The following is an 18,639-nucleotide window of genomic DNA, read 5'->3' as shown; positions in this document are numbered from 1 at the left end:
GAAGGGATGCCCTATGCCCATGTATGATTAACTTTCCAGATTTGGGCGTACTTTTGCCCGAATAAGTATACCAGTAATATTGTCGTGACCGTTGTATTGATTTGCCAAATCAATTAAATCTGTAACACCGCGTTCTAAGTTAGCACCAGAACTAAGTAAGGGTTCTAAGTGAGTCTGCCAATGGGTTTCTAGTAAATCATTATCTGATAGACCGTCCGATGCCAACAGCAGAAGAATATCTTCATTGATGTCGAAAAAGCCTACGTCGGGATTAATCGAGTTTTCATCACGAGGCCCCAAGGCTTGGGTAAGTTGATAGGCATCTGGACGGGCGTAAGCTATGCTTGCTTCCACTCCTCGATTAATCTCCCGTTGCCCAACTTCGTGATCTACTGTGACTTGTTCTAGTCCCTGCTTACGCGTCAGGCGATAGAGACGGCTATCTCCCACATGAGCAACTGCTGCTTGAGTATCTTGAATTAAAAGCATTACTAAAGTTGTACCCATACGCCCAACTCCAGAACGGGCATCTTGTTGATTGAGCTTGTAAATCGCCTCATTAGCTAAATACACTGCCTCACGAATGCTATCTTCTGTTGGCAGCTGGTTGGCAGTCCAGTGCTCTTGAAAGTATTGCCGTAGGGTGTTGACTGCTAACTCGCTGGCTATTTCGCCGCCAGCGTGTCCACCCATACCATCACAAAGAATATACAAACCATGCCCTTCTAAGACTCGACTTTTGGGTAACTCCAGTTTCTGAATTTTAGTTTCAATGCCAAAGTAGTCTTCGTTATGATGACGTTGACGCCCCACATCTGTGCGTCCTGCATCTTCTAAGCTACTTAACTGCATCGCCAGCACAACAGTTGGCATATCATCAGTTTTGCTAATGATATCTTCTAACTCATCTGATTGCGGGATAGTGGACACAGCAGTATTTTTCTCCTTTATTAGGGGCAAAGTTGCGGTTCCTAGTGCTTCCAGTTCAACAGAAATTTCCTCCAAACGCGATCGCAATTGGGCGATCGTCTGAATCTTACCTACCTCTAAATCCCCCAACATCTGGACTACAGAGCCAAATTGAGTCCGTTGCGACTGTCTAAATAGTGCTTGCCAAACCCTTCCCAAAGCTTGGATAGTTAACGGCTCCTCTGGAATGGTAGATGTTTGGGTTTGGGCATCTTCTAGCGACTCCGTGGCAGGCTGAGAGTTTGATGATTCCACATACAACCTTTGTAGCGCCAACGTTTGGTCTTCATCCAATCGCAAATTCGACAAATCTAAAAGGCTTTGACGACAATTTACTGGTTCCAATACTGCCCAAAGTTGGGTCATTTCATAACACCAGTGTAAAATTTTTAACGAACTGGTTGTTTCTTCTTGCCACAGGTCGAGTAAATGCTGCCAATCTGAGCGGTTTTCGATTATTAATACCTGTATATCACCTTGCTGCCATGCATCGTGAATCGGCGGTATCCCCCGCTCACCTTGGGATTGTAAAGCAATATAAAGTTTAGCAAGGCGAGGAATCTCACTCGCTTCAACTGATGGCGTTAGCAAATCTGATTCCTGACTTTCTAGGATTGCCTCAATGGGTGATATTTGATAAGGCTGGCAGTCTAGAACTCTCACACCTACATCAGTAATAATGGCAGTTTCTGTCTGCGTAAGTGGCGTATCTATCAATTGATAGCGCTCTTGGGAGTCTAAATAGCAGCCTAATGCCATTTGAGAACTAGGCGATGGAGGAGATGAAGAGGGTATTGCTTGCTCATCTCCCTCACCTCCTACATCTCCTACATCGCCTTCTACTCTCAAAGCTTCCCCAGTCGTTTCTTTAGCAATAATTGCCCAAAACACTGTTCCACATTCTGTGTCACAGTTATGACATCGTAGTGCATTCACAGGTACATCATCGGTACTGCATTCAGGACAGACCTTGTGAGTCAGGGACGTGCCACAGTTTTGACAGAATTTATTGCTATTGGGGTTTTCAAATTTACACTGAGGGCAAATCAGCATAGTGGAAGTTCCTTTATTCCCGTTCGTTCCAAGGTGCTTCTAGCCACTAAGATCCAAGGTGCCACAATTGGCTGTCCCTGACTACAGTAGATTGTAGTTTATCAATGAATTTTGGTGGCAGTATTAATTGTGACGCATATTAGATAAATATTTCATATATTGGCAGGTAATTCCTTAATAAATGGGGAATGGGGAAGAAGCAGGGGAGCAGGGGAGCATACAACTCTTGGAGAGGCTACGCCAACGACTGCGCTCAGTAACCGGGGGAGCAGAGGAGAAGTTGCAGTAAATTTTTCCCCTCTGCCCCTTTGCCTTTTGTGCCCAATGCCTAATTGTCAAGAGTCTGGCAATTGTGAAGGTTCAGCGTCAAACCATTTTTGATAAATTTGCTTGTAACTGCCATTGGATAACAAAGTCGCTATACCTTTGTTAATTGCATCCAAATCGGGGGAATTCTTGGGCATAGCAATCCCGCAGTATTCTTCGGTGAGCAAATCCGCAACAACAGTAGGCAGCTTAAGCTTAGAATTAGCTGCCGCCACTTAAAGTTAATTAATTTCACCATAGTAATTTTGTTCTAGTAATCAATATTTACGATACTTGTCATGATGTTATAAGGAAGAATACATACGTATGACTTTTCGCTAATTGCCTTTGTGTGTGTTCTATATTCTGACTCCCAATTTTGAATTGCTTATGGCTTCTACCACTTCTGCTTACCAAATTGCTGATTTGTTCGCCGAACGAGCTAGAAAGCTAGCACCACCAACTTACGGCACTGAGTTAACCAAAATCATCACCGTCAGCTTTGCCTATGGTCTTGCTGACCCAATTCTCTTTCCCCATGCTGACTTGTCTGCTGCAAGTGCTGCTGTACTGGCAGAAGAAGCTCCGATCGCTCTCAATTACGGGCCACCCTCAGCCCAACTTTATGAACAAATTATCCTCCGCTTGCAAGCTCAAGGAATCCTTGCCGATCGCGATCGCGTGATTATTGGCTATGGTTCCGGTCAGATTTTGGGCTTGCTACCAGATGTGTTTCTCGAACCTGGTGATGTAGTAATTGTGGAAGGGCCAACCTTCTTGGGAGTAGTTAGTAGATTTGTCCAGGCTGGCGCACGCCTGATTACCATTCCTGTAGATGAGATGGGAATGGATGTAGATGCGTTAGAAGAAACTTTAAGCGACTTGAAAAAACAGGGTATTCGACCCAGGTTTATTTACACTATCCCTACTTTTCATAATCCCACAGGTACTACTATGCCGTTATTTCGCCGCCAAAAACTGGTAGCGTTAGCGGCTGAGTATGGCGTGTTGGTAGTAGAAGACGATGCCTATAGCGATTTGCGCTTCCAAGGCGAAGCTGTGCCATCCTTGGCAAGCCTTGATAAGGAGGGGTGGGTGTTATACGTAAATACCTTCTCGAAAATCATTGCGCCTGGTATCCGGCTAGGCTGGGCTTGTGGCAATCCAGCAATTATTGAGCGGTTGGCAATGTTCAAAAGTGAAGGGCCTGTGGGGCCATTTGTCAGCCATGTGGTTGGTCGCTACTGTGCTACAGGCAAACTAGATTATCACATTCAGGAGCTAATCGCTTGCTATAAGCATAAGTGTAATTTGTTGTTAGAAGCGATCGCTCAAGAGTTTCCCAGTGATATAGTTGCTTTGCGACCAGGTGGTGGCTTTTTCGTTTGGTGTAAATTGCCGCCAGATATCAGCGCCAAAGCACTCCTAACTGCTGCCAATGAACAGGGCATCAGCTTTCTGCCAGGAACTCGCTGCTACGCCAATGGACAGGGAGATGATGCCATTAGGTTAGCTTTTAGCTTTCAAACAACCGAGAAGATTGTCGAGGGAATCGCTACCTTGGGAGCAGTGCTACGTGGATGGCAGCGATAATCGTACCAATTTTAGATTTTGTGGAAAGTCCGATCTCAGGAAACCTCCGGTCAGACTTTCCAACTTACGAGCCGTAGTAATTAGCGAACCGCTCTCCCTTTTCCACATCCGGGGAAAAGTCACGCTTAGTACCAGTTAGTGCGGGTCACGACGGTTCCGGTGCCGCAGACTAGGGCAGCGCGGGAGAGGCGACCACTGAGGTTATTGCCAACCTTTGTGTAGGCAAAGTTAATGCCCGGATCAACGGTCTCACCAACATAGTCCCAGCTGCTGGGGTTGCAGTTACTGCTCCGGGTGCGATCGAGGTAGACCTTGCAGTAAGGGCGTGCGTTGTCGATTCGCACGAATGAACCGTATTGGCCGCTATAGAAGTACTTCAGCGTTATGTTGCTTCCAGCCCAGGTTGCCTTTTTAAGTCTGCTGGAGGTTGTAACGGCAGGGCGTGGACTCCGGGTAGCGACCTTCATAAGGGTAGTTTGGATAGCCCGGACTGTTGAATGGCGCAGCTTGGGCGGCGGTCGCAAATGCTAGGACGTGGAGACAAGCAGGCTAGCAATGCTGGCGATTGTCCTGATTTGCATAAATGGTTTCTAAATTAGATTTTATATTTATTAGACATCTCCATAAATTAGGTTTTCACCTAGACAGGATAAGAGTTTGAAATTATTTTTTGGGGATGTTTATTCACTAGATTATTTATTTATAGTAAGTTAAAAAAATTTTCAAGTATGTAATAAAAATTTAACTAAAGTAATTAACCTCTTAATTTACTCTGAAAAAATAAAAATAATCGCCTATTTTTCTATTGTAAATAAAGTGGGAACTGGAGCATTGATTTTGTAAAAAAATACTCAAATAAACCTGAGTTAGAAGTAATAAAATGCCCCAAAATATTAAGTATAAAGCTTTTCGCTGAAAACGCACTCGCGCGTTGTTATCAACAAGTATCCCATAATGATAAGAAATTCTGCCTTCTCAATAAACAGCTTTTATTCTCAATAATTGCTGTAAAATAAGTGCCTAGCTTATTTGGACTGAAAGCTTATCATACAGGCTTTTCAAACTAATTTTTTATATTGAACTCAGTTTGAAATAAAGGTTTTTGGTAAAAGTTTTATACTCATAACCAGCCCTTTCAAGGCAACTCATAAAAATTTAGTTCTGGAAATAAAATCTCTACTTTTGTCTCTGCGCTACGAACACTTTGACACGAGTGGCTTCTCGCTTTAGCAGAAGGGAAGAGGCTGCCAGCAGCTTGCTTCTTTGTAGGATACAAGTCAGGAAACCCGCCCAAATGTTCTCCTCTATGCCTCCGTGGTTAAAAAGTATTTTTTAGTGCATTATGCACAAATAATACATAGACAAGAATAATTATTGTCCAAAAATTTTACTAACCTTGAAAGGGCTAGTATAGATAAACCTACTATTCAAAACAGCCATAAAGCTCAAAATTAAAGCCTTTTGACTTTTGATTTTTGACTTCCGCCTTGCGGTACTAGTCCTAAATTCTTAAAAAATTTGCTCCAAGCGCTGGAAATCGCGCTGGACTTGATACCAGAGACTTTTATTATGAGGATCTGTTTTCAAAGCTTTTTTGAGATAAATTCTGGCTTTGAGTAGTTGTTTTTCAGAAATTAGCGCCTGTCCCCAAATTTGATAGGCGATCGCTAGCCATTGACGGACTTCTGCATCTGTTGACAAACGTTCTGCTAAAGCTTCCGCCAGGGCGATCGCTTGCGGAAATCGTCTTTCTTGCAAAAATCGCTGCAATTGCTCATAAGTCTTCCACTTCAGCCGTTCTTCTATTTCCAACAGATTCGGCGGCTTTGGTTTCCCTGATTCTTGGCTTGTCACCGTTGTTACTGGTGTTTTTTGCCGTTGCGTTGCCTTGGCGTCGTCACGTCCAGACGTTGACACCTGACTTGAATGTGCGCCAATTTCCTCTGGTAGTACTACCGTCAGCAGGAGTTTGTAAGCCTCTGTCAAGGCAATAAACTTATCTTTGGCTTTGTTGTCATCTGGGTTGATATCAGGATGATATTGCTGCGCCAGTCGTCGGTAAGACGCTTTGATGTCAGCAAAAGAAGCTCCCGATCTTAAACCTAGTAAACGGTAGCAATCTCCAAGATCCATCTTGAGCTATCAGCTATCGAATATTTAGCTATTGGCTATTATCTGTCAATATCAGCTTCAAGCCCGGACTATTAATGATAAAGGCTAATTTTCTATTTTAAAGTTCAATCTTGACAGTTTGTTCAGGGAAGGGCATTGGGCATTGAGTACAAGAGGCAGGGGGGCAGAGGGGAAAAACTTACTGCAACTTACTTCTTTTCTGCTCCCCCGGTTACTGAGCGCAGTCGTTGGCGCAGCCTCTCCAAGAGTTGTATGCTTCCCTGCTCCCTGCCCCCTGCCTTCCTACTCCCCAGTTACTACGGAAGTTCGGTCTTCAATCACACGGTCAATTAAACCGTATTGTTTTGCCTCTTCAGCAGACATGAAAAAGTCACGATCCATATCTTTTTCAATTTTTTCTATGGTCTGACCTGTTTTATCAGCATAAATCCCATTGAGCTGGTGACGAATCCGCAGAATCTCTCTAGCTTCAATTTCGATATCGGTTGCTTGTCCACGGGTACCACCTGAAGGCTGGTGAATCATAATCCGTGAGTGAGGCAATGCTATGCGTTTGCCTTTGGTGCCAGCTGCCAGCAGAAAAGACCCCATTGAAGCAGCTAAACCCACGCAAATAGTCACTACATCTGATTTGATATGTTGCATGGTATCAAAAATAGCCATGCCAGATGTAACCATCCCACCGGGGGAATTTATGTATAAATAGATATCTTTACCTGGATCATCTGAGTCCAGATACAGCATTACAGCGATAATTTGATTGGCAATTTCATCATCAATATCTCGCCCCAAGAATATAATCCGTTCCCGGTAAAGGCGATCGTAGATGCTAATCCAATCTGTATATTGTCCACCGGGCATCCGGTAAGGAACTTTAGGAACGCCTATAGGCATAATTTACTCCGTTTTTAATTAGTCATTAGTCATTAGTCATTGGTGAGCCAGTGCGGTCTTGGAGGTATCCCCCATGAACAACTGGCGTTAGCGCAGCCAGCGTTAGCGAGGCACGAGCGTCACCCGAAGGGTCATTGGTCATTGGTCATTGGTCATTGGTCATTAATAATTTTTGGTTATTAACTAAAGATAAAAGACGAATGACAAAAGACAAATTAAAGGACACTGGCAGGGAGTGGGGGATTTGCGAGTTCTTCTTTCTCAAAAACTCGGTCAATCAGTCCGTATTCCTTCGCTTCGTAGGGTGTTAGATATAACAGCCGATCCATATCTTTAATAATTTTTTCTGGGGGCTGTCCAGTGGTGTTATGTAAGATATCAACTAATGCCCCTTTATTTACCAAAACTTCCCTAGCGCGAATTTGAATATCCGTTGCTTGACCTTGGGCGTAGCTCTTAGGCTGATGCAGGATAATCGAGGAGTGAGGTAAACTAGCGCGGCAACCTTTTGTACCAGCACTGAGGAGCATCGCTGACATACCCATCGCAGAACCGACGCAGATGGTGTGGATCGGAGGCTTGATATATTTCATGGTGTCATAGATGGCGAAGGCTTCGGTTTCAAAGCCAATGGGTTCACCACTGTAACCGGAAGTGCCGGTGGAGTTGATATAGATTTTTATCGGTTTTTCGGGGTCGTCGGATTGCAAAAACAGCAATTCGGCTACGATTAATTCCGTGACAGCAGGTACCAGTGGCATCCCAATGTAGACAATCCGCTCCTTCAATAAGAGGGAAGGTAAATCTGGCGGTGGTGTCCGGTAAAAGTTATCGCCGTAATATGGGGCTTGAACAGCCTTAATTGGGGAAATGTCCATAGCAACTGATCGCCTGAAACTATGCCGTTAACTGTAATACATCCTAGCGCGATGCACGCTTCCTTCAAGGTGCGGATTTCTCCCTAATGCTGAAGGTGGCTTTGCATCTGCCAATGCTTGGCTTCTAAGATATTCTGATTATATTAGTGTATTTATATTGGATAGGTTTTCCGTAGAGCTAAAGTAGTGCTTTGAAGTTATTTATTAATATGTATATCCTGAATAGGGACTTGAAGTTATGAAGGTTAGTTTGCAGCCTGCCTTGAATGATGGTAATTTGGACGCAAATCAACTGAACAGTCAACGTCAGTTGGGAATTTCGATTTCGGCGATCGCTCAGACTCAAGACCGCCATGTACCCCTGAATTTATGCTTAATTCTCGATCATAGTGGTTCGATGAACGGGCGATCGCTAGAAACGGTGAAAAAAGCAGCAAATCGTTTGGTAGATAGACTCAATCCTGGCGATCGCCTCAGCGTTGTAGTTTTCGATCATCGTGCCAAAGTCTTAGTACCGAGCCAAAGTATCGAATATCCAGAGAAAATCAAACAGCAAATCAATCGCCTAAGTGCTGATGGTGGAACTGCGATTGATGAAGGACTGCGTTTGGGGATTGAGGAGTTGGCGAAGGGGAAAAAAGATACTGTTTCCCAAGCTTTTTTGTTAACTGATGGGGAAAATGAACACGGTGATAACAACCGCTGTTTGAAATTCGCCCAATTGGCTGCTAGCTATAATTTGACTTTAAATACTTTGGGATTTGGTGACAACTGGAACCAAGATGTTTTAGAAAAGATTGCCGATGCTGGCTTAGGTACTTTATCTTATATTCAAAAACCCGAACAGGCAGCCGAAGAGTTTAATCGTCTGTTCAGCCGCGTTCAAACTGTGGGATTGACTAATGCTTATCTATTATTTTCCCTGATGCCCAATGTTCGGCTAGCGGAACTCAAACCTATCGCCCAAGTTTCCCCAGACACAATTGAGTTACCACTGCAACAAGAAGCTGATGGACGTTTCGCTGTGCGGTTGGGAGATTTAATGAAAGATGCAGAACGGGTAATCTTAGCTAATATTTATTTGGGACAATTGCCAACAGGTGAACAAGCGATCGCTAATGTGCAAGTCCGCTACGATGACCCAGCCGCCAACAAAGTAGGTTTAGTTACACCAAATATCTCAGTTTATGCCCATGTAGTCAAAAATTACCAAGCAGACCCGAATCCCCAGGTGCAGCATTCTATTTTAGCATTAGCTAAGTATCGCCAAACCCAGCTAGCGGAAACGAAATTGCAACAGGGCGATCGCTCTGGTGCGGCGACGATGTTACAAACGGCTGCGAAAACTGCCTTGCAAATGGGAGATACTGGGGCGGCGACGGTGTTGCAAACTTCTGCCACCCAGCTACAATCTGGTGGAGATTTATCTGAAAGTGATCGCAAGAAAACCAGAATTGTCTCTAAAACAGTTTTGCAAGATACCCCTCCGCAATGAAAGTTAAATTGCTCTCGGCGTTAAATGACAATAATGTTGATGTGGCTCAAACAAGTAGCCAACGTCAACTAGCAATGACGATTTTTGCGATTGCTGGTGAGCTTGACCAAAATCTCCCCCTTAATCTCTGCTTGATTTTGGATAGAAGTGGTTCCATGCATGGACAACCAATTAAAACGGTGATCCAGGCGGTGGAAGGATTAATAGACAGGTTGAAAGTAGGCGATCGGATCTCAGTTGTGGCTTTTTCCGGTACTGCAGAAGTCATTATCCCCAACCAAGCGATTGAAGACCCCGAAAGCATCAAATCTCAAATAAAAAGCAAACTGACTGCTAGCGGCGGTACTGCGATCGCTGATGGTTTGGAATTGGGAATTACAGAACTGATGAAGGGCACAAGAGGCGCTGTTTCCCAGGCGTTTCTGCTGACGGATGGACATGGTGAAAGCGGTTTGCGAATTTGGAAGTGGGATATTGGGCGAGATGACAATAAGCGTTGTCTTAAACTGGCGCAAAAGGCTGCCAAGCTGAACCTAACTATCAACACTTTCGGATTTGGTAATAGTTGGAATCAGGATTTGCTAGAAAACATTGCCGATGTCGGTGGTGGGACTCTAGCTCATATTGAACGCCCTGAACAAGCTGTGGATCAGTTTAGCCGACTGTTTGGACGGATTAAATCGATTGGGCTAACTAATGCCTACTTACTGTTATCTCTAGTGCCCAATGTCCGATTAGCAGAATTAAAACCCATTGCCCAAGTTGCCCCAGACACAATCGAGTTACCAGTGGAACCCGAAACTGATGGTAGCTTTGCTGTACGTTTGGGAGATTTGATGCAGGATGTAGAACGGGTAGTTTTGGCGAACATTTATTTGGGACAATTGCCAGAAGGGAAGCAAGCGATCGCTCATCTACAAATCCGTTATGATGACCCGTTAGTTAATGAACAAGGTTTACTTTCGCCTCTGGTGCCAGTGTATGCAGATGTAGTTCGGGCGTATCAACCGACATCTAATCCCCAGGTGCAACAGTCAATTTTAGCATTAGCAAAGTATCGCCAAACCCAGTTAGCCGAGGCGAAATTGCAACAAGGCGATCGCACTGGTGCAGCCACGATGCTGCAAACAGCCGCCAAAACTGCTTTACAAATTGGAGATAAAGGGGCGGCGACAGTATTGCAAACTTCTGCCACCCGCTTGCAAGCTGGAGAAGAACTTTCAGAAGCAGACCTGAAAAAAACTAGGATTGTATCAAAAACCGTTTTACAGGAATAGTAAAAATTCAGCCTTGCTGATTAACAAGATGAAAGTTTCTCGCTTTGGTGCAAAGCGAGAAAAAATATTTTATTCCTCAATTGAGCAACAAAGTAGTTGCATATTCCTAACTTATTGATTAACAACTACCGAAGAGTTTGACTTATGCTGATCGAGAAGATTGTCCAAGAATTGCAAGACATCCCTGAAGACAAACTAGCAGAACTTTATGATCTAATTCACTATTTTCGGCTAGGTTTAAGTCAAGAACGTACACAACCCCGCACTCCTGGTTTATTAAAAGGACAACTCAGCGATGCTTTCTTTGAACCACTGCCAGAAGATGAACTCCAGCAATGGGAATGAGCTACCTCATCGACACCCATATCTTGCTGTGGTGGCTCTTTGACGACCCAAAACTCTACACTGACTGCCGAGACATCATTCGCAACCCAGATCATCGGATTATTGTCAGCAGTGCTTCTGCTTGGGAAATTGCCACCAAATATCGGATGGGTAAACTACCCGAAGCCAAACAACTCGTTGAGCAATATTTACAGATATTGCATCAGGCTAAATTTATCGAACTTGCCATCACCACATCCCATGCGCTTAGAGCAGGAAGCTTACCGATTGCCCACCGAGATCCCTTTGATCGCATGATCATGGCTCAGGCTGAACTCGAAAGTTTAGCTGTAATCACCTATGACAAAGCCTTCCAGACTGGACTGATTCAGGTAATTCCCGACCTCAAGTAAAGCAAAGTATTGCCAAACTCAGTTAGCGGGGGCGAAATTGCAACGTTTAACGCAATTTTGACCTCTCCCCAAAGGTTTCTCCTGCTAAAAGACTGGTGACGAATTAATACGAGGTTATATCCATAGTTTTAATTACAACTGACCGTTACCAATTCGCATTCGATTAATTTTAGTCATAATCCTAATTATTTAGATTAATTAAAGATTTGCTATCGGCAAATAATTTAGAGCTTCTGGTGTAATATATCGTCCTTTCCCTTGTTTCAGCAAAGCTTGAATTTTAAGTAGTTGATTTATTATGACTTCAATTACAATTATATATTCATTTTCATAAATATCAAATCCAAGCATTTTGTTTTTTAATGCCAATAATAAATCTTGATTTACTATGAATATATCAGCAGCATAAAATTCACTGGATAAGCTTTGTAAGAAATTGTTATATTGTTCTCTTGTTTGAAAAATTCCAGCAATTTTTATGAAAGTCATATTTACCTTTACTTGAGACAATATTTTTATAATTATTACATTTTAAAATTTAGATAGTTGCTTGGCTAGCAAGTATTATTTACATTTCTTAATTCCACCTGAGTTCAACTGGTGGAGAAAGGTACAAAAAATGCTGAGACTAAAATAAGAATATAAAAAAGTTTGAATTCTACGTAAATGATTTAACCAACGAGCCAGCAGAGTTACCAGTCAGCCATTGAAAGATTCTTGTTGAATGAAGCGATCGCTACGCCCACCGCAGGCATCGCAAGCTAACGGCTTAACGATATACCAAAATGAATGCGGAAATTGCTTAAATAAACAAGCAAACTGGGGTTTGAGAAAGTAAGAGCTGATTTTACTTGCGGAAAACACCAAAATGAGAAAGCAAACTGGGGTTTGAGAAAGTAAAATGTCATTTTGAGTAAGCAATATGCCTTTTTGCTTATTGAATATGAAGTTTTGAGAAAGCAATAAGCCTTTTTGTTGATTTAATATAAATTTCAGTTAAATATGCGAAAGGTTAGACATCAAGTAACAACGGTAAACGACGGATACGAATACGGCTTGGCTCAACCGTAACGGCTGCTCCTTGTTCCAAATCCTCTTCACACTCAGCGATTACCGTCAGCAACAGATTCGCTAATGCTTGAGCACGTAACCTTTCAATCTGAATGCGAATGACTGAAGGAGTAGCTAGCTTCATCAAGTGCCAACAATGTATGGAAATCTGCATCAAGTGTAGCAACAACACGTCTCTCTTCTCTAGCTCTCTGGATGATTTCTGCATCTTCAGCTTCAGACATCCCAATTTCACCCACATGGATGGTGTCGATACCTGAATCACGGAGCAATGCTGCCGCAGAGAATGGTAGTCCCTGAGCAAGCAACAGTTTCATAGCGGTTAGGTAGTTCAATGATGCGATCGCTCAAGTAGGACGATGCAAAAATTAAGGCTTGTTGAATATCTTCATCTTCTAATTCGGGAAACTCCTGACGCAGTTCTTCACGATTAGGGTAGGTAGCTAATAACTCAATCACCCGACGAACGGTAAGGCGAAGATTACGAATAGAAGGCTGTCCATTCATACGATTGGGATTGCTGGTGATGCGATCTAATTTCATAGCAGTAACCCTAGCTCCTTACAAAAATTATCGTCCTTCTCACACCCCAAAAGCAACAAAAAGTTTTGCAGTTTGTTGAACTACTTAAATCTGAGCCAGAAACAACACCCCCCGAATCTGATTTTGTGCCACAAACACCCTTAGCCAAAAAATTATAGTCAATCCGACAACGAGCGATCGCTGCTGGATTGCAACTTCGTAAACGTTGACGAAATTGAACTTGAACTTGCTGCACGTCGCGGTGGATTCCGTGAGTCATAAAAAGACGTACATAGACTCTGGTGTACTGATCAGCGCTTTCTGTGGTATTAAATCAGTCAGTATCAGAGCGAATCAAATTCTTAACGATGAAAATCTGGAGTTTGCTTCAAGTCGCTTCGTTCAATTAGAAGTCTTGCCTAAAGCAACTTTTAACAAGCAACAAGGGCGTTGCAGAATTTTACGAAACATTTTTTAGTGCTGTCATCCACTGGGCAACTGACTTAGAGCAAATTTTACAGGATGCTTCTCAAATTGCCTGTACTTACGGTTTAGCTGCGATGGATGCACTTCATCTGGCGGCTGCTCTGCAAATTAAAGCTGATCAACTGATCACTACTGAAAAGCCAACCAAACCAATGCACCGAGTAAAAGAAATCCAGATTATTTCAATATAAAGCGATCGCTCACAACCAAAAGCTCCGCAGCAAACAAGCCAATTTAGTAAGTCGAATGCCATTTTGCTTGCGGAAAACACTAAAACTTGATGAACTCAGCGAAGTATCGTCAAACCCAGTTAGCCGAGGCGAAATTGCAACAAGGTGATGTCTACGACGGGCTTACGCCTACGCACTGGTGCAGCCACAATGCTGCAAACAGCAGCCAAAACTGCCTATTTAATTCATAAATTATCCCTTATGCTGCTAATTCCTTCATTACCAGGTTGCTCAAGCTCTTGGCAATCGTCTCTGGAGTCAGAACAAAATCTACTTTCCCGGTGTCAATAGCTGCTGAAGGCATATCGAAGTACTCTGAAGTAGTTTCATCTTGAGCAATCGTCGTGCCGCCATACTTTTTGATTGCCATCATTCCTAAAGCACCATCTGTGCCACACCCACTTAGGACAACAGCAATCGCCCGCATTCCGTAATTAAGTCCTACCGACATAAATAGTTTATCCACTGAGGGGCGAACAAAGTTCATCTTTGGCGACTCTAACAGAGATAGCTTACCGTTAGCACCGACTACTAAATGCCGATCTGGAACATAAGTATAAACTGTCCCTGGACGCACTATTTCGCCTGATTTTGCCTGCTCTACCCGCAACGCTGTGTGACGGCTGATGATATGTGCCAGACGACTAGAGTAGAGAGGATTCATGTGCTGAACTACAATAATCGCTGCTGTGAAATCTCCTGGTAAAGCCGACACAATTTGGATGATTGGATTTAGCCCACCCGCAGAAGCTCCGATCGCCACTATGTTATAGGCAATATTGGGGAAGTGTGACAAAATTCGGTGTCGTTGTTGTAACGCCATTTTCTTCTTTGCGAATGTTTAGCGCTCAGTAGCGATCGTCTAATTAGTGCTGTAGCAGTCTGACAAGTTTCACCACTGTGTTAGCTGACTAACATATTGTAGTTTATATGTTAGCTGGTTAACATATACTGTTTACAAATAAATAAACCTTTTGTTAGAGGTTCTTGATTGCTGCCAGTTATTTATTTAATAGATATAAGACAGACTTAAACAGCCTCTTGCTATCTGTGTTTCAAACATCCTGCACTTGTGAAAAACCAACTTCTAGCTGCCCTACCCTCTGAGGAATACTCTCGTCTTGTTGCTTGTATGGAGGTTGTACCCCTAAAGTTCAAGCAAAACCTTTACATACCTAACCAACCAATTGAGTACGTCTATTTCCTCAACTATGGCGTAGCCTCTATGCTCACAGTGATGACGGACGGTTCGGCAATCGAAGTAGCTACGGTGGGCAATGAAGGAATGGTGGGTCTTCCAGTATTCCTGGGAGCCGATAGGATTCCGGGCGAGTGTTTTATACAAGTCCCTGGCTCTGGCTTAAGGATGAGAGTAGATACATTTAAAACTCATGTCACCACAGATAGTCAGTTGTACAATATACTACAACGATACACGCAAGCGCTGTTTAATCAAATTGCCCAATCAACTGCGTGTAACCGCCTGCACTCAGTAGAACAGCGAATGTGCCGTTGGCTGCTGATGACTGCTGATCGAGTAGAGACAGACACTTTTTCACTGACTCAAGAATTTCTCAGCATAATGCTAGGTGTGAATCGCTCCACTGTTAGCCTCACTGCCTCTATTCTTCAAAGGGCGGGGCTAATCGACTATGTTCGCGGACAAATGACTATCCTTGACCGCTCAGGTTTAGAAGATATCACCTGCGAGTGTTACCAAGTTGTCAAAGCAGAGTTTGAGCGTTTGCTCAACGGCAAATAAGGTTATTCGCTCCATCTTTGGATTTGCAGACGAAGCCCCAAGAGCCAAAACTACGTGCGAGTAAATGCTCCGATCGCACTCCCCTAAAAAAGGCTTGCTCTAGTTTTTTCCTTTTTAAGGAGGGTTAGGGAGGATCAAGAGTCAGACAGAATAAAGGTTTGGGAGTATGTATCTGTCGCATTCTTTTTTCAAATTGGTATTAGTTTTCAATGTCTGATTCATTAGACCTCTTGTAAAAATCCTTTCTTCACCCCTCCCCAACCCTCCCCTTATCAAGGGGAGGGGGCAAGATTTCAAGTTTCTCCCCTTTGGGGGGATAAAGGGGGGTCTATTCGACTTATGCAAGAGGTCTATTGTTTCAAACCCTTGTCAATTCGCTTATACTAATAAGCCAGCAGAGTCAGCAGTAAGCTGTTGAAGCTTAACGATATACCAAACTGAATGCGGAAATTACTTAAATAAATAAGCAAACTGGGGTTTGAGAAAGTAAAAGCTGATTTTACTTGCGGAAAACACCAAAATGAGAAAGCAAACTGGGGTTTGAGAAAGTAAAAGCTGCTTTCACTTGCGGAAAACACCAAAATGAGAAAGCAAACTGGGGTTTGAGAAAGTAAAAGCTGCTTTTGCTTGCGGAAAACACCGAAATGAGAAAGCAAACTGGGGTTTGAGAAAGTAAAAGCTGATTTTGAGTAAGCAATATGCCTTTTTGCTTATTGAATATGAAGTTTTAAGAAAGCAATAAGCCTTTTTGCTGATTAAATATAAATTTACAGCAGTTTTCATGTATTTGAACCACATTTGTTGTAGGGGCGCAAGGCCTTGCGCCCCTACCGCGTCGTCTATAGCACTTCTTGTTTGAATGCAGTACACCACGATAAACGGTAGGGGCACAGCAATGCTGTGCCCCTACGAATGTTTGTATTTGACGCAAGCGAGAACGGCTATATTTACCTGAAAATAGCTGTAAGTTAAATTTGTGTTCATGATAAAGGAAACGAACCGCCTTCGCGTTAGCGTCTCGTTAGAGAAGAACGCCAAGGACGTAAAGGGAAGAAAGAAGAAAGAGATATATAATTTTCATAAATGATTTAGGACTGCTATAGCTTGATAAGTACACATGAAAACCACTGGCATTCATCATGTAGCTATTATTTGTTCTGATTACGATCGCTCAAAAAAATTCTATGTAGAAGTTTTAGGCTTTTTGATTATTCAAGAAACTTTTCGCATCGCCAGAAATTCTTATAAATTAGATTTAAAAGTTGCAGAAAATACTCAAATAGAACTATTCTCTTTCCCAAACCCTCCAGAACGGCCTAGTAAACCAGAGTCTTGTGGTTTAAGACATCTTGCTTTTCAAGTTGATGATGTAGAGGAAACTATTTTTTATTTAAAATCAAAAGGGTTAGAGGTAGAAAATATCAGAGTTGATGAAATTACAGGCAAGAAATATACTTTCTTTAAAGACCCAGACAATTTACCATTAGAAATTTATGAGCGTTAAAATTACTGCTGACAGGTGAAGTTTTCATCACTATAAATAATAGACCTCTTGCAAAAATCCTTGAATCACCCCTCCCCAACCCTCCCCTTGTGAAGGGGAGGGGGCAAGATTTCAAATTTCCCCCCAATGGGGAGCCACTGCGTTGCGGACGTTCCCTCCGTTGTAGCAAGTGGCATGGGATAAAGGGGGGTCTATTCGACTTAGACTTATGCAAGAGATATAATGAAGCGATGTCTACGACTGGCTACGCCTACGGTTCAGTATAATTACGGCTTCTTGCTGCCAAAATTTCTATATTTATAAACTCTGCCAACACTTCTAAATCTTTTCTGCACCTATATTTAACGAGGCATAATGTCATCTAAGCGAAGTTGAATACCAGGTAAAAGTAGCGAGTTAATTAATTGGTTGAGTCGGTATTGTTGTTGAGTATAACTGTCTTCAACCAATTGACAAACGGTAAATGTAGGTTGTTTGGGTTTACCAATAAATGCTACACCACCCAATCCTCGATAATCCACAATCCAATATTCAGGGATGCCTAAAAGCGCATATTCTTCAACCTTTCTTGCATAGTCGGTTTCCCAGTTAGTGCTAACGACTTCCACCACCAATTTAATTGAGCGTCCAAGATTAATTATGGGTTCTCGCTGCCAAAGGGGTTCGCGATCGAGAACGGTTTCATCAAGAACTACAATATCAGGACGACGAACTGTGGCTGTATCTGCAAAAGGGTAAATTAAACAAGTACGAGGAATAAACCAAGGGAGTTGTTCTGCAACAAGGTAGATGCCAATTTGGGTTGCAAGTTTGCCACTCACCGTTTCATGCGGGCCAGTGGGTTCCATGTCAATTAATTCTCCATCTGCTAGTTCATAGCGGGGATTGTCTTGGTATTGGGAGATAAAATCTTCAAAGGTGAGGGTTTTTGGGGAGATATATGTCATGAAAGTCAATCTCCTGAAAGCAAGTTGTTTTGATTATATAGCGGTTCCTATTCAGATGCGGTACAACATTACGAGTGTAGGGGCACGGCACTGCCGTGCCCCTACTTTACGGCATAAAATTTATCACATTGTTTGGAGGACAGTAAATACTTCTACCAAAAGAATCGCCAGTTTCTGCATCCGTTACTTCCACAAGTTTAGCGTTATTAGTACAGACACTTCTACCTTTAGACATTCTCAACTCCCCTTGCACAAAACCAGTTACTATCCACACCATTCGATTGTTAGAAATCGATGATTTGTATTCTCCTGTTTTGGCTACAAATTCGTCATATATTGTAAGTTTTGCTTCTGTTATTTGCATCTTACTAGACTTTTTGATAACGCTTTCAATCGTCATCAAACGGCTTGCTGGTAAGGTATTATTTGCAGGATATATTCGTACTTTTGAGTTGAATGGTACTGGTTGATTAACTGGCTTTGTCTGTACTGGTTTAGCTATAACTGTCTGTACTAGCAATAAATTAGTAGTGCTAGCAAGTATAAAAGCAGATAATGAAGTTATTGTAAAAATATTAAACATAGTGCAAATACGCTTCATAATACTCAAAATCCTAACAATTTCATATCACTTTAAGCGATCGCTTCCGTGAGTGTTTGCATCATCGTGCCAGAAACTCTATTCTGTCAGAGCATCAAGTTTAGCCAGTCTTTTTAAGCTTTTTTCTGGGTTGGCAGTTAAGGCCGTTGCTTTAAATCTGGTATATTCCCAGTCAAAAAAC

21 protein-coding genes are annotated in these 18,639 nt (G+C 42.6%); 8 read left to right on the top strand and 13 right to left on the bottom strand.

Annotated elements, in window-relative coordinates; all coding sequences use genetic code 11:
- Nucleotides 1-27 precede the first annotated feature (27 nt).
- A complete protein-coding gene (locus tag V7K60_RS21965) occupies nucleotides 28-2,022 on the bottom strand; it encodes a serine/threonine phosphatase (RefSeq protein WP_334928322.1) in 1,995 nt (664 codons plus the stop codon).
- Nucleotides 2,023-2,357: 335 nt separating this feature from the next.
- A complete protein-coding gene (locus V7K60_RS21960) occupies nucleotides 2,358-2,564 on the bottom strand; it encodes a transporter substrate-binding domain-containing protein (protein WP_334928320.1) in 207 nt (68 codons plus the stop codon).
- 154 nt (nucleotides 2,565-2,718) lie between these two features.
- On the opposite strand from V7K60_RS21960, the gene V7K60_RS21955 reads away from it, so the two are divergent.
- A complete protein-coding gene (locus V7K60_RS21955; protein ID WP_334928318.1) occupies nucleotides 2,719-3,921 on the top strand; it encodes an aminotransferase-like domain-containing protein in 1,203 nt (400 codons plus the stop codon).
- Between the two features lie 1,509 nt (nucleotides 3,922-5,430).
- Here V7K60_RS21955 and V7K60_RS21950 read toward each other — a convergent pair.
- From V7K60_RS21950 to V7K60_RS21940, 3 genes are all read right to left on the bottom strand, one after another.
- Nucleotides 5,431-6,054, bottom strand: a complete 624-nt coding sequence (locus V7K60_RS21950) for a J domain-containing protein (RefSeq protein ID WP_334928317.1) — start codon at nucleotides 6,052-6,054, stop codon at nucleotides 5,431-5,433.
- 282 nt (nucleotides 6,055-6,336) lie between these two features.
- The gene (locus V7K60_RS21945) at nucleotides 6,337-6,948 is read right to left on the bottom strand and encodes an ATP-dependent Clp protease proteolytic subunit (protein ID WP_104905353.1); all 612 of its coding nucleotides are present in this window, start codon (nucleotides 6,946-6,948) and stop codon (nucleotides 6,337-6,339) included.
- Between the two features lie 215 nt (nucleotides 6,949-7,163).
- Nucleotides 7,164-7,826, bottom strand: coding sequence for an ATP-dependent Clp protease proteolytic subunit (locus tag V7K60_RS21940; RefSeq protein WP_334928315.1), 663 nt, complete (start codon nucleotides 7,824-7,826; stop codon nucleotides 7,164-7,166).
- 238 nt (nucleotides 7,827-8,064) lie between these two features.
- Between V7K60_RS21940 and V7K60_RS21935 the strand changes: the two genes are divergently transcribed.
- The 4 genes from V7K60_RS21935 (at nucleotide 8,065) to V7K60_RS21920 (ending at nucleotide 11,335) form a co-directional block, all read left to right on the top strand.
- On the top strand, nucleotides 8,065-9,321 hold the full coding sequence (locus tag V7K60_RS21935; RefSeq protein ID WP_334928313.1) for a vWA domain-containing protein: 1,257 nt from the start codon (nucleotides 8,065-8,067) through the stop codon (nucleotides 9,319-9,321).
- A complete protein-coding gene (locus V7K60_RS21930) occupies nucleotides 9,318-10,598 on the top strand; it encodes a vWA domain-containing protein (protein WP_334928312.1) in 1,281 nt (426 codons plus the stop codon). Before V7K60_RS21935 ends, V7K60_RS21930 begins: the two co-directional genes overlap by 4 nt.
- A 144-nt stretch (nucleotides 10,599-10,742) precedes the next feature.
- On the top strand, nucleotides 10,743-10,943 hold the full coding sequence (locus V7K60_RS21925) for a hypothetical protein (RefSeq protein WP_334928311.1): 201 nt from the start codon (nucleotides 10,743-10,745) through the stop codon (nucleotides 10,941-10,943).
- A complete protein-coding gene (locus V7K60_RS21920) occupies nucleotides 10,940-11,335 on the top strand; it encodes a type II toxin-antitoxin system VapC family toxin (RefSeq protein ID WP_334928309.1) in 396 nt (131 codons plus the stop codon). Before V7K60_RS21925 ends, V7K60_RS21920 begins: the two co-directional genes overlap by 4 nt.
- 198 nt (nucleotides 11,336-11,533) lie before the next feature.
- Here the strand turns inward: V7K60_RS21920 and V7K60_RS21915 are convergent, their stop codons facing one another.
- The 5 genes from V7K60_RS21915 to V7K60_RS21895 all read right to left on the bottom strand — a co-directional run bounded on the left by V7K60_RS21915 (nucleotide 11,534) and on the right by V7K60_RS21895 (nucleotide 13,208).
- Nucleotides 11,534-11,824, bottom strand: a complete 291-nt coding sequence (locus tag V7K60_RS21915; RefSeq protein WP_334928308.1) for a hypothetical protein — start codon at nucleotides 11,822-11,824, stop codon at nucleotides 11,534-11,536.
- 523 nt (nucleotides 11,825-12,347) lie between these two features.
- Nucleotides 12,348-12,530, bottom strand: a complete 183-nt coding sequence (locus tag V7K60_RS21910) for a hypothetical protein (protein WP_334928306.1) — start codon at nucleotides 12,528-12,530, stop codon at nucleotides 12,348-12,350.
- Complete coding sequence (locus V7K60_RS21905; protein WP_334928304.1) at nucleotides 12,490-12,723, bottom strand: DUF5615 family PIN-like protein; 234 nt, start codon at nucleotides 12,721-12,723, stop codon at nucleotides 12,490-12,492. The genes V7K60_RS21910 and V7K60_RS21905 overlap by 41 nt, the downstream gene beginning before the upstream one ends.
- The gene (locus V7K60_RS21900) at nucleotides 12,668-12,949 is read right to left on the bottom strand and encodes a DUF433 domain-containing protein (protein WP_334928302.1); all 282 of its coding nucleotides are present in this window, start codon (nucleotides 12,947-12,949) and stop codon (nucleotides 12,668-12,670) included. The genes V7K60_RS21905 and V7K60_RS21900 overlap by 56 nt, the downstream gene beginning before the upstream one ends.
- 10 nt (nucleotides 12,950-12,959) lie before the next feature.
- Nucleotides 12,960-13,208, bottom strand: a complete 249-nt coding sequence (locus V7K60_RS21895; protein ID WP_334928300.1) for a hypothetical protein — start codon at nucleotides 13,206-13,208, stop codon at nucleotides 12,960-12,962.
- A gap of 486 nt (nucleotides 13,209-13,694) precedes the next feature.
- Here V7K60_RS21895 and V7K60_RS21890 point away from each other — a divergent pair, with 486 nt between their 5' ends.
- The gene (locus V7K60_RS21890) at nucleotides 13,695-13,835 is read left to right on the top strand and encodes a hypothetical protein (RefSeq protein ID WP_334928298.1); all 141 of its coding nucleotides are present in this window, start codon (nucleotides 13,695-13,697) and stop codon (nucleotides 13,833-13,835) included.
- An 8-nt stretch (nucleotides 13,836-13,843) separates the two neighbouring features.
- Here V7K60_RS21890 and V7K60_RS21885 read toward each other — a convergent pair whose 3' ends face one another.
- Nucleotides 13,844-14,467, bottom strand: a complete 624-nt coding sequence (locus tag V7K60_RS21885; RefSeq protein WP_334928296.1) for a chemotaxis protein CheB — start codon at nucleotides 14,465-14,467, stop codon at nucleotides 13,844-13,846.
- A 249-nt stretch (nucleotides 14,468-14,716) separates the two neighbouring features.
- Here V7K60_RS21885 and V7K60_RS21880 point away from each other — a divergent pair, with 249 nt between their 5' ends.
- Nucleotides 14,717-15,406 (top strand): Crp/Fnr family transcriptional regulator, encoded by a 690-nt coding sequence (locus V7K60_RS21880; protein ID WP_334928294.1) that lies wholly within the window; start codon nucleotides 14,717-14,719, stop codon nucleotides 15,404-15,406.
- A gap of 1,117 nt (nucleotides 15,407-16,523) precedes the next feature.
- Nucleotides 16,524-16,910, top strand: coding sequence for an SMU1112c/YaeR family gloxylase I-like metalloprotein (gloA2, locus tag V7K60_RS21875; RefSeq protein ID WP_334928292.1), 387 nt, complete (start codon nucleotides 16,524-16,526; stop codon nucleotides 16,908-16,910).
- Nucleotides 16,911-17,251: 341 nt separating this feature from the next.
- On the opposite strand, the gene V7K60_RS21870 is transcribed toward gloA2, so the two are convergent.
- Nucleotides 17,252-17,857 carry a Uma2 family endonuclease gene (locus V7K60_RS21870; protein WP_334928290.1) on the bottom strand — a complete coding sequence of 202 codons (606 nt, stop codon included), beginning with the start codon at nucleotides 17,855-17,857 and terminating at the stop codon, nucleotides 17,252-17,254.
- A 106-nt stretch (nucleotides 17,858-17,963) separates the two neighbouring features.
- Nucleotides 17,964-18,458 (bottom strand): hypothetical protein, encoded by a 495-nt coding sequence (locus V7K60_RS21865; protein ID WP_334928288.1) that lies wholly within the window; start codon nucleotides 18,456-18,458, stop codon nucleotides 17,964-17,966.
- Nucleotides 18,459-18,639 lie beyond the last annotated feature (181 nt).

Origin of the sequence: Nostoc sp. (assembly GCF_036917555.1) — a bacterium.
GTDB lineage: Bacteria > Cyanobacteriota > Cyanobacteriia > Cyanobacteriales > Nostocaceae > Nostoc.
The sequence above is the reverse complement of the archived record's forward strand: the minus strand, read 5'-3'. Positions and strand labels throughout refer to the sequence as shown.

Excerpts from the sequence above, each read along its gene's own strand:
- V7K60_RS21950 (WP_334928317.1), bottom strand. The coding sequence starts at position 6,054 with ATGGATCTTGGAGATTGCTACCGTTTACTAGGTTTAAGATCGGGAGCT.
- V7K60_RS21900 (WP_334928302.1), bottom strand. The coding sequence starts at position 12,949 with ATGAAATTAGATCGCATCACCAGCAATCCCAATCGTATGAATGGACAG.
- V7K60_RS21920 (WP_334928309.1), top strand. The coding sequence starts at position 10,940 with ATGAGCTACCTCATCGACACCCATATCTTGCTGTGGTGGCTCTTTGAC.
- V7K60_RS21945 (WP_104905353.1), bottom strand. The coding sequence starts at position 6,948 with ATGCCTATAGGCGTTCCTAAAGTTCCTTACCGGATGCCCGGTGGACAA.
- V7K60_RS21895 (WP_334928300.1), bottom strand. The coding sequence starts at position 13,208 with ATGACTCACGGAATCCACCGCGACGTGCAGCAAGTTCAAGTTCAATTT.
- V7K60_RS21935 (WP_334928313.1), top strand. The coding sequence starts at position 8,065 with ATGAAGGTTAGTTTGCAGCCTGCCTTGAATGATGGTAATTTGGACGCA.
- V7K60_RS21925 (WP_334928311.1), top strand. The coding sequence starts at position 10,743 with ATGCTGATCGAGAAGATTGTCCAAGAATTGCAAGACATCCCTGAAGAC.
- V7K60_RS21930 (WP_334928312.1), top strand. The coding sequence starts at position 9,318 with ATGAAAGTTAAATTGCTCTCGGCGTTAAATGACAATAATGTTGATGTG.
- V7K60_RS21885 (WP_334928296.1), bottom strand. The coding sequence starts at position 14,467 with ATGGCGTTACAACAACGACACCGAATTTTGTCACACTTCCCCAATATT.
- V7K60_RS21955 (WP_334928318.1), top strand. The coding sequence starts at position 2,719 with ATGGCTTCTACCACTTCTGCTTACCAAATTGCTGATTTGTTCGCCGAA.
- gloA2 (WP_334928292.1), top strand. The coding sequence starts at position 16,524 with ATGAAAACCACTGGCATTCATCATGTAGCTATTATTTGTTCTGATTAC.
- V7K60_RS21965 (WP_334928322.1), bottom strand. The coding sequence starts at position 2,022 with ATGCTGATTTGCCCTCAGTGTAAATTTGAAAACCCCAATAGCAATAAA.
- V7K60_RS21915 (WP_334928308.1), bottom strand. The coding sequence starts at position 11,824 with ATGACTTTCATAAAAATTGCTGGAATTTTTCAAACAAGAGAACAATAT.
- V7K60_RS21910 (WP_334928306.1), bottom strand. The coding sequence starts at position 12,530 with ATGAAGCTAGCTACTCCTTCAGTCATTCGCATTCAGATTGAAAGGTTA.
- V7K60_RS21905 (WP_334928304.1), bottom strand. The coding sequence starts at position 12,723 with ATGAAACTGTTGCTTGCTCAGGGACTACCATTCTCTGCGGCAGCATTG.
- V7K60_RS21865 (WP_334928288.1), bottom strand. The coding sequence starts at position 18,458 with ATGAAGCGTATTTGCACTATGTTTAATATTTTTACAATAACTTCATTA.
- V7K60_RS21870 (WP_334928290.1), bottom strand. The coding sequence starts at position 17,857 with ATGACATATATCTCCCCAAAAACCCTCACCTTTGAAGATTTTATCTCC.
- V7K60_RS21940 (WP_334928315.1), bottom strand. The coding sequence starts at position 7,826 with ATGGACATTTCCCCAATTAAGGCTGTTCAAGCCCCATATTACGGCGAT.
- V7K60_RS21890 (WP_334928298.1), top strand. The coding sequence starts at position 13,695 with ATGAACTCAGCGAAGTATCGTCAAACCCAGTTAGCCGAGGCGAAATTG.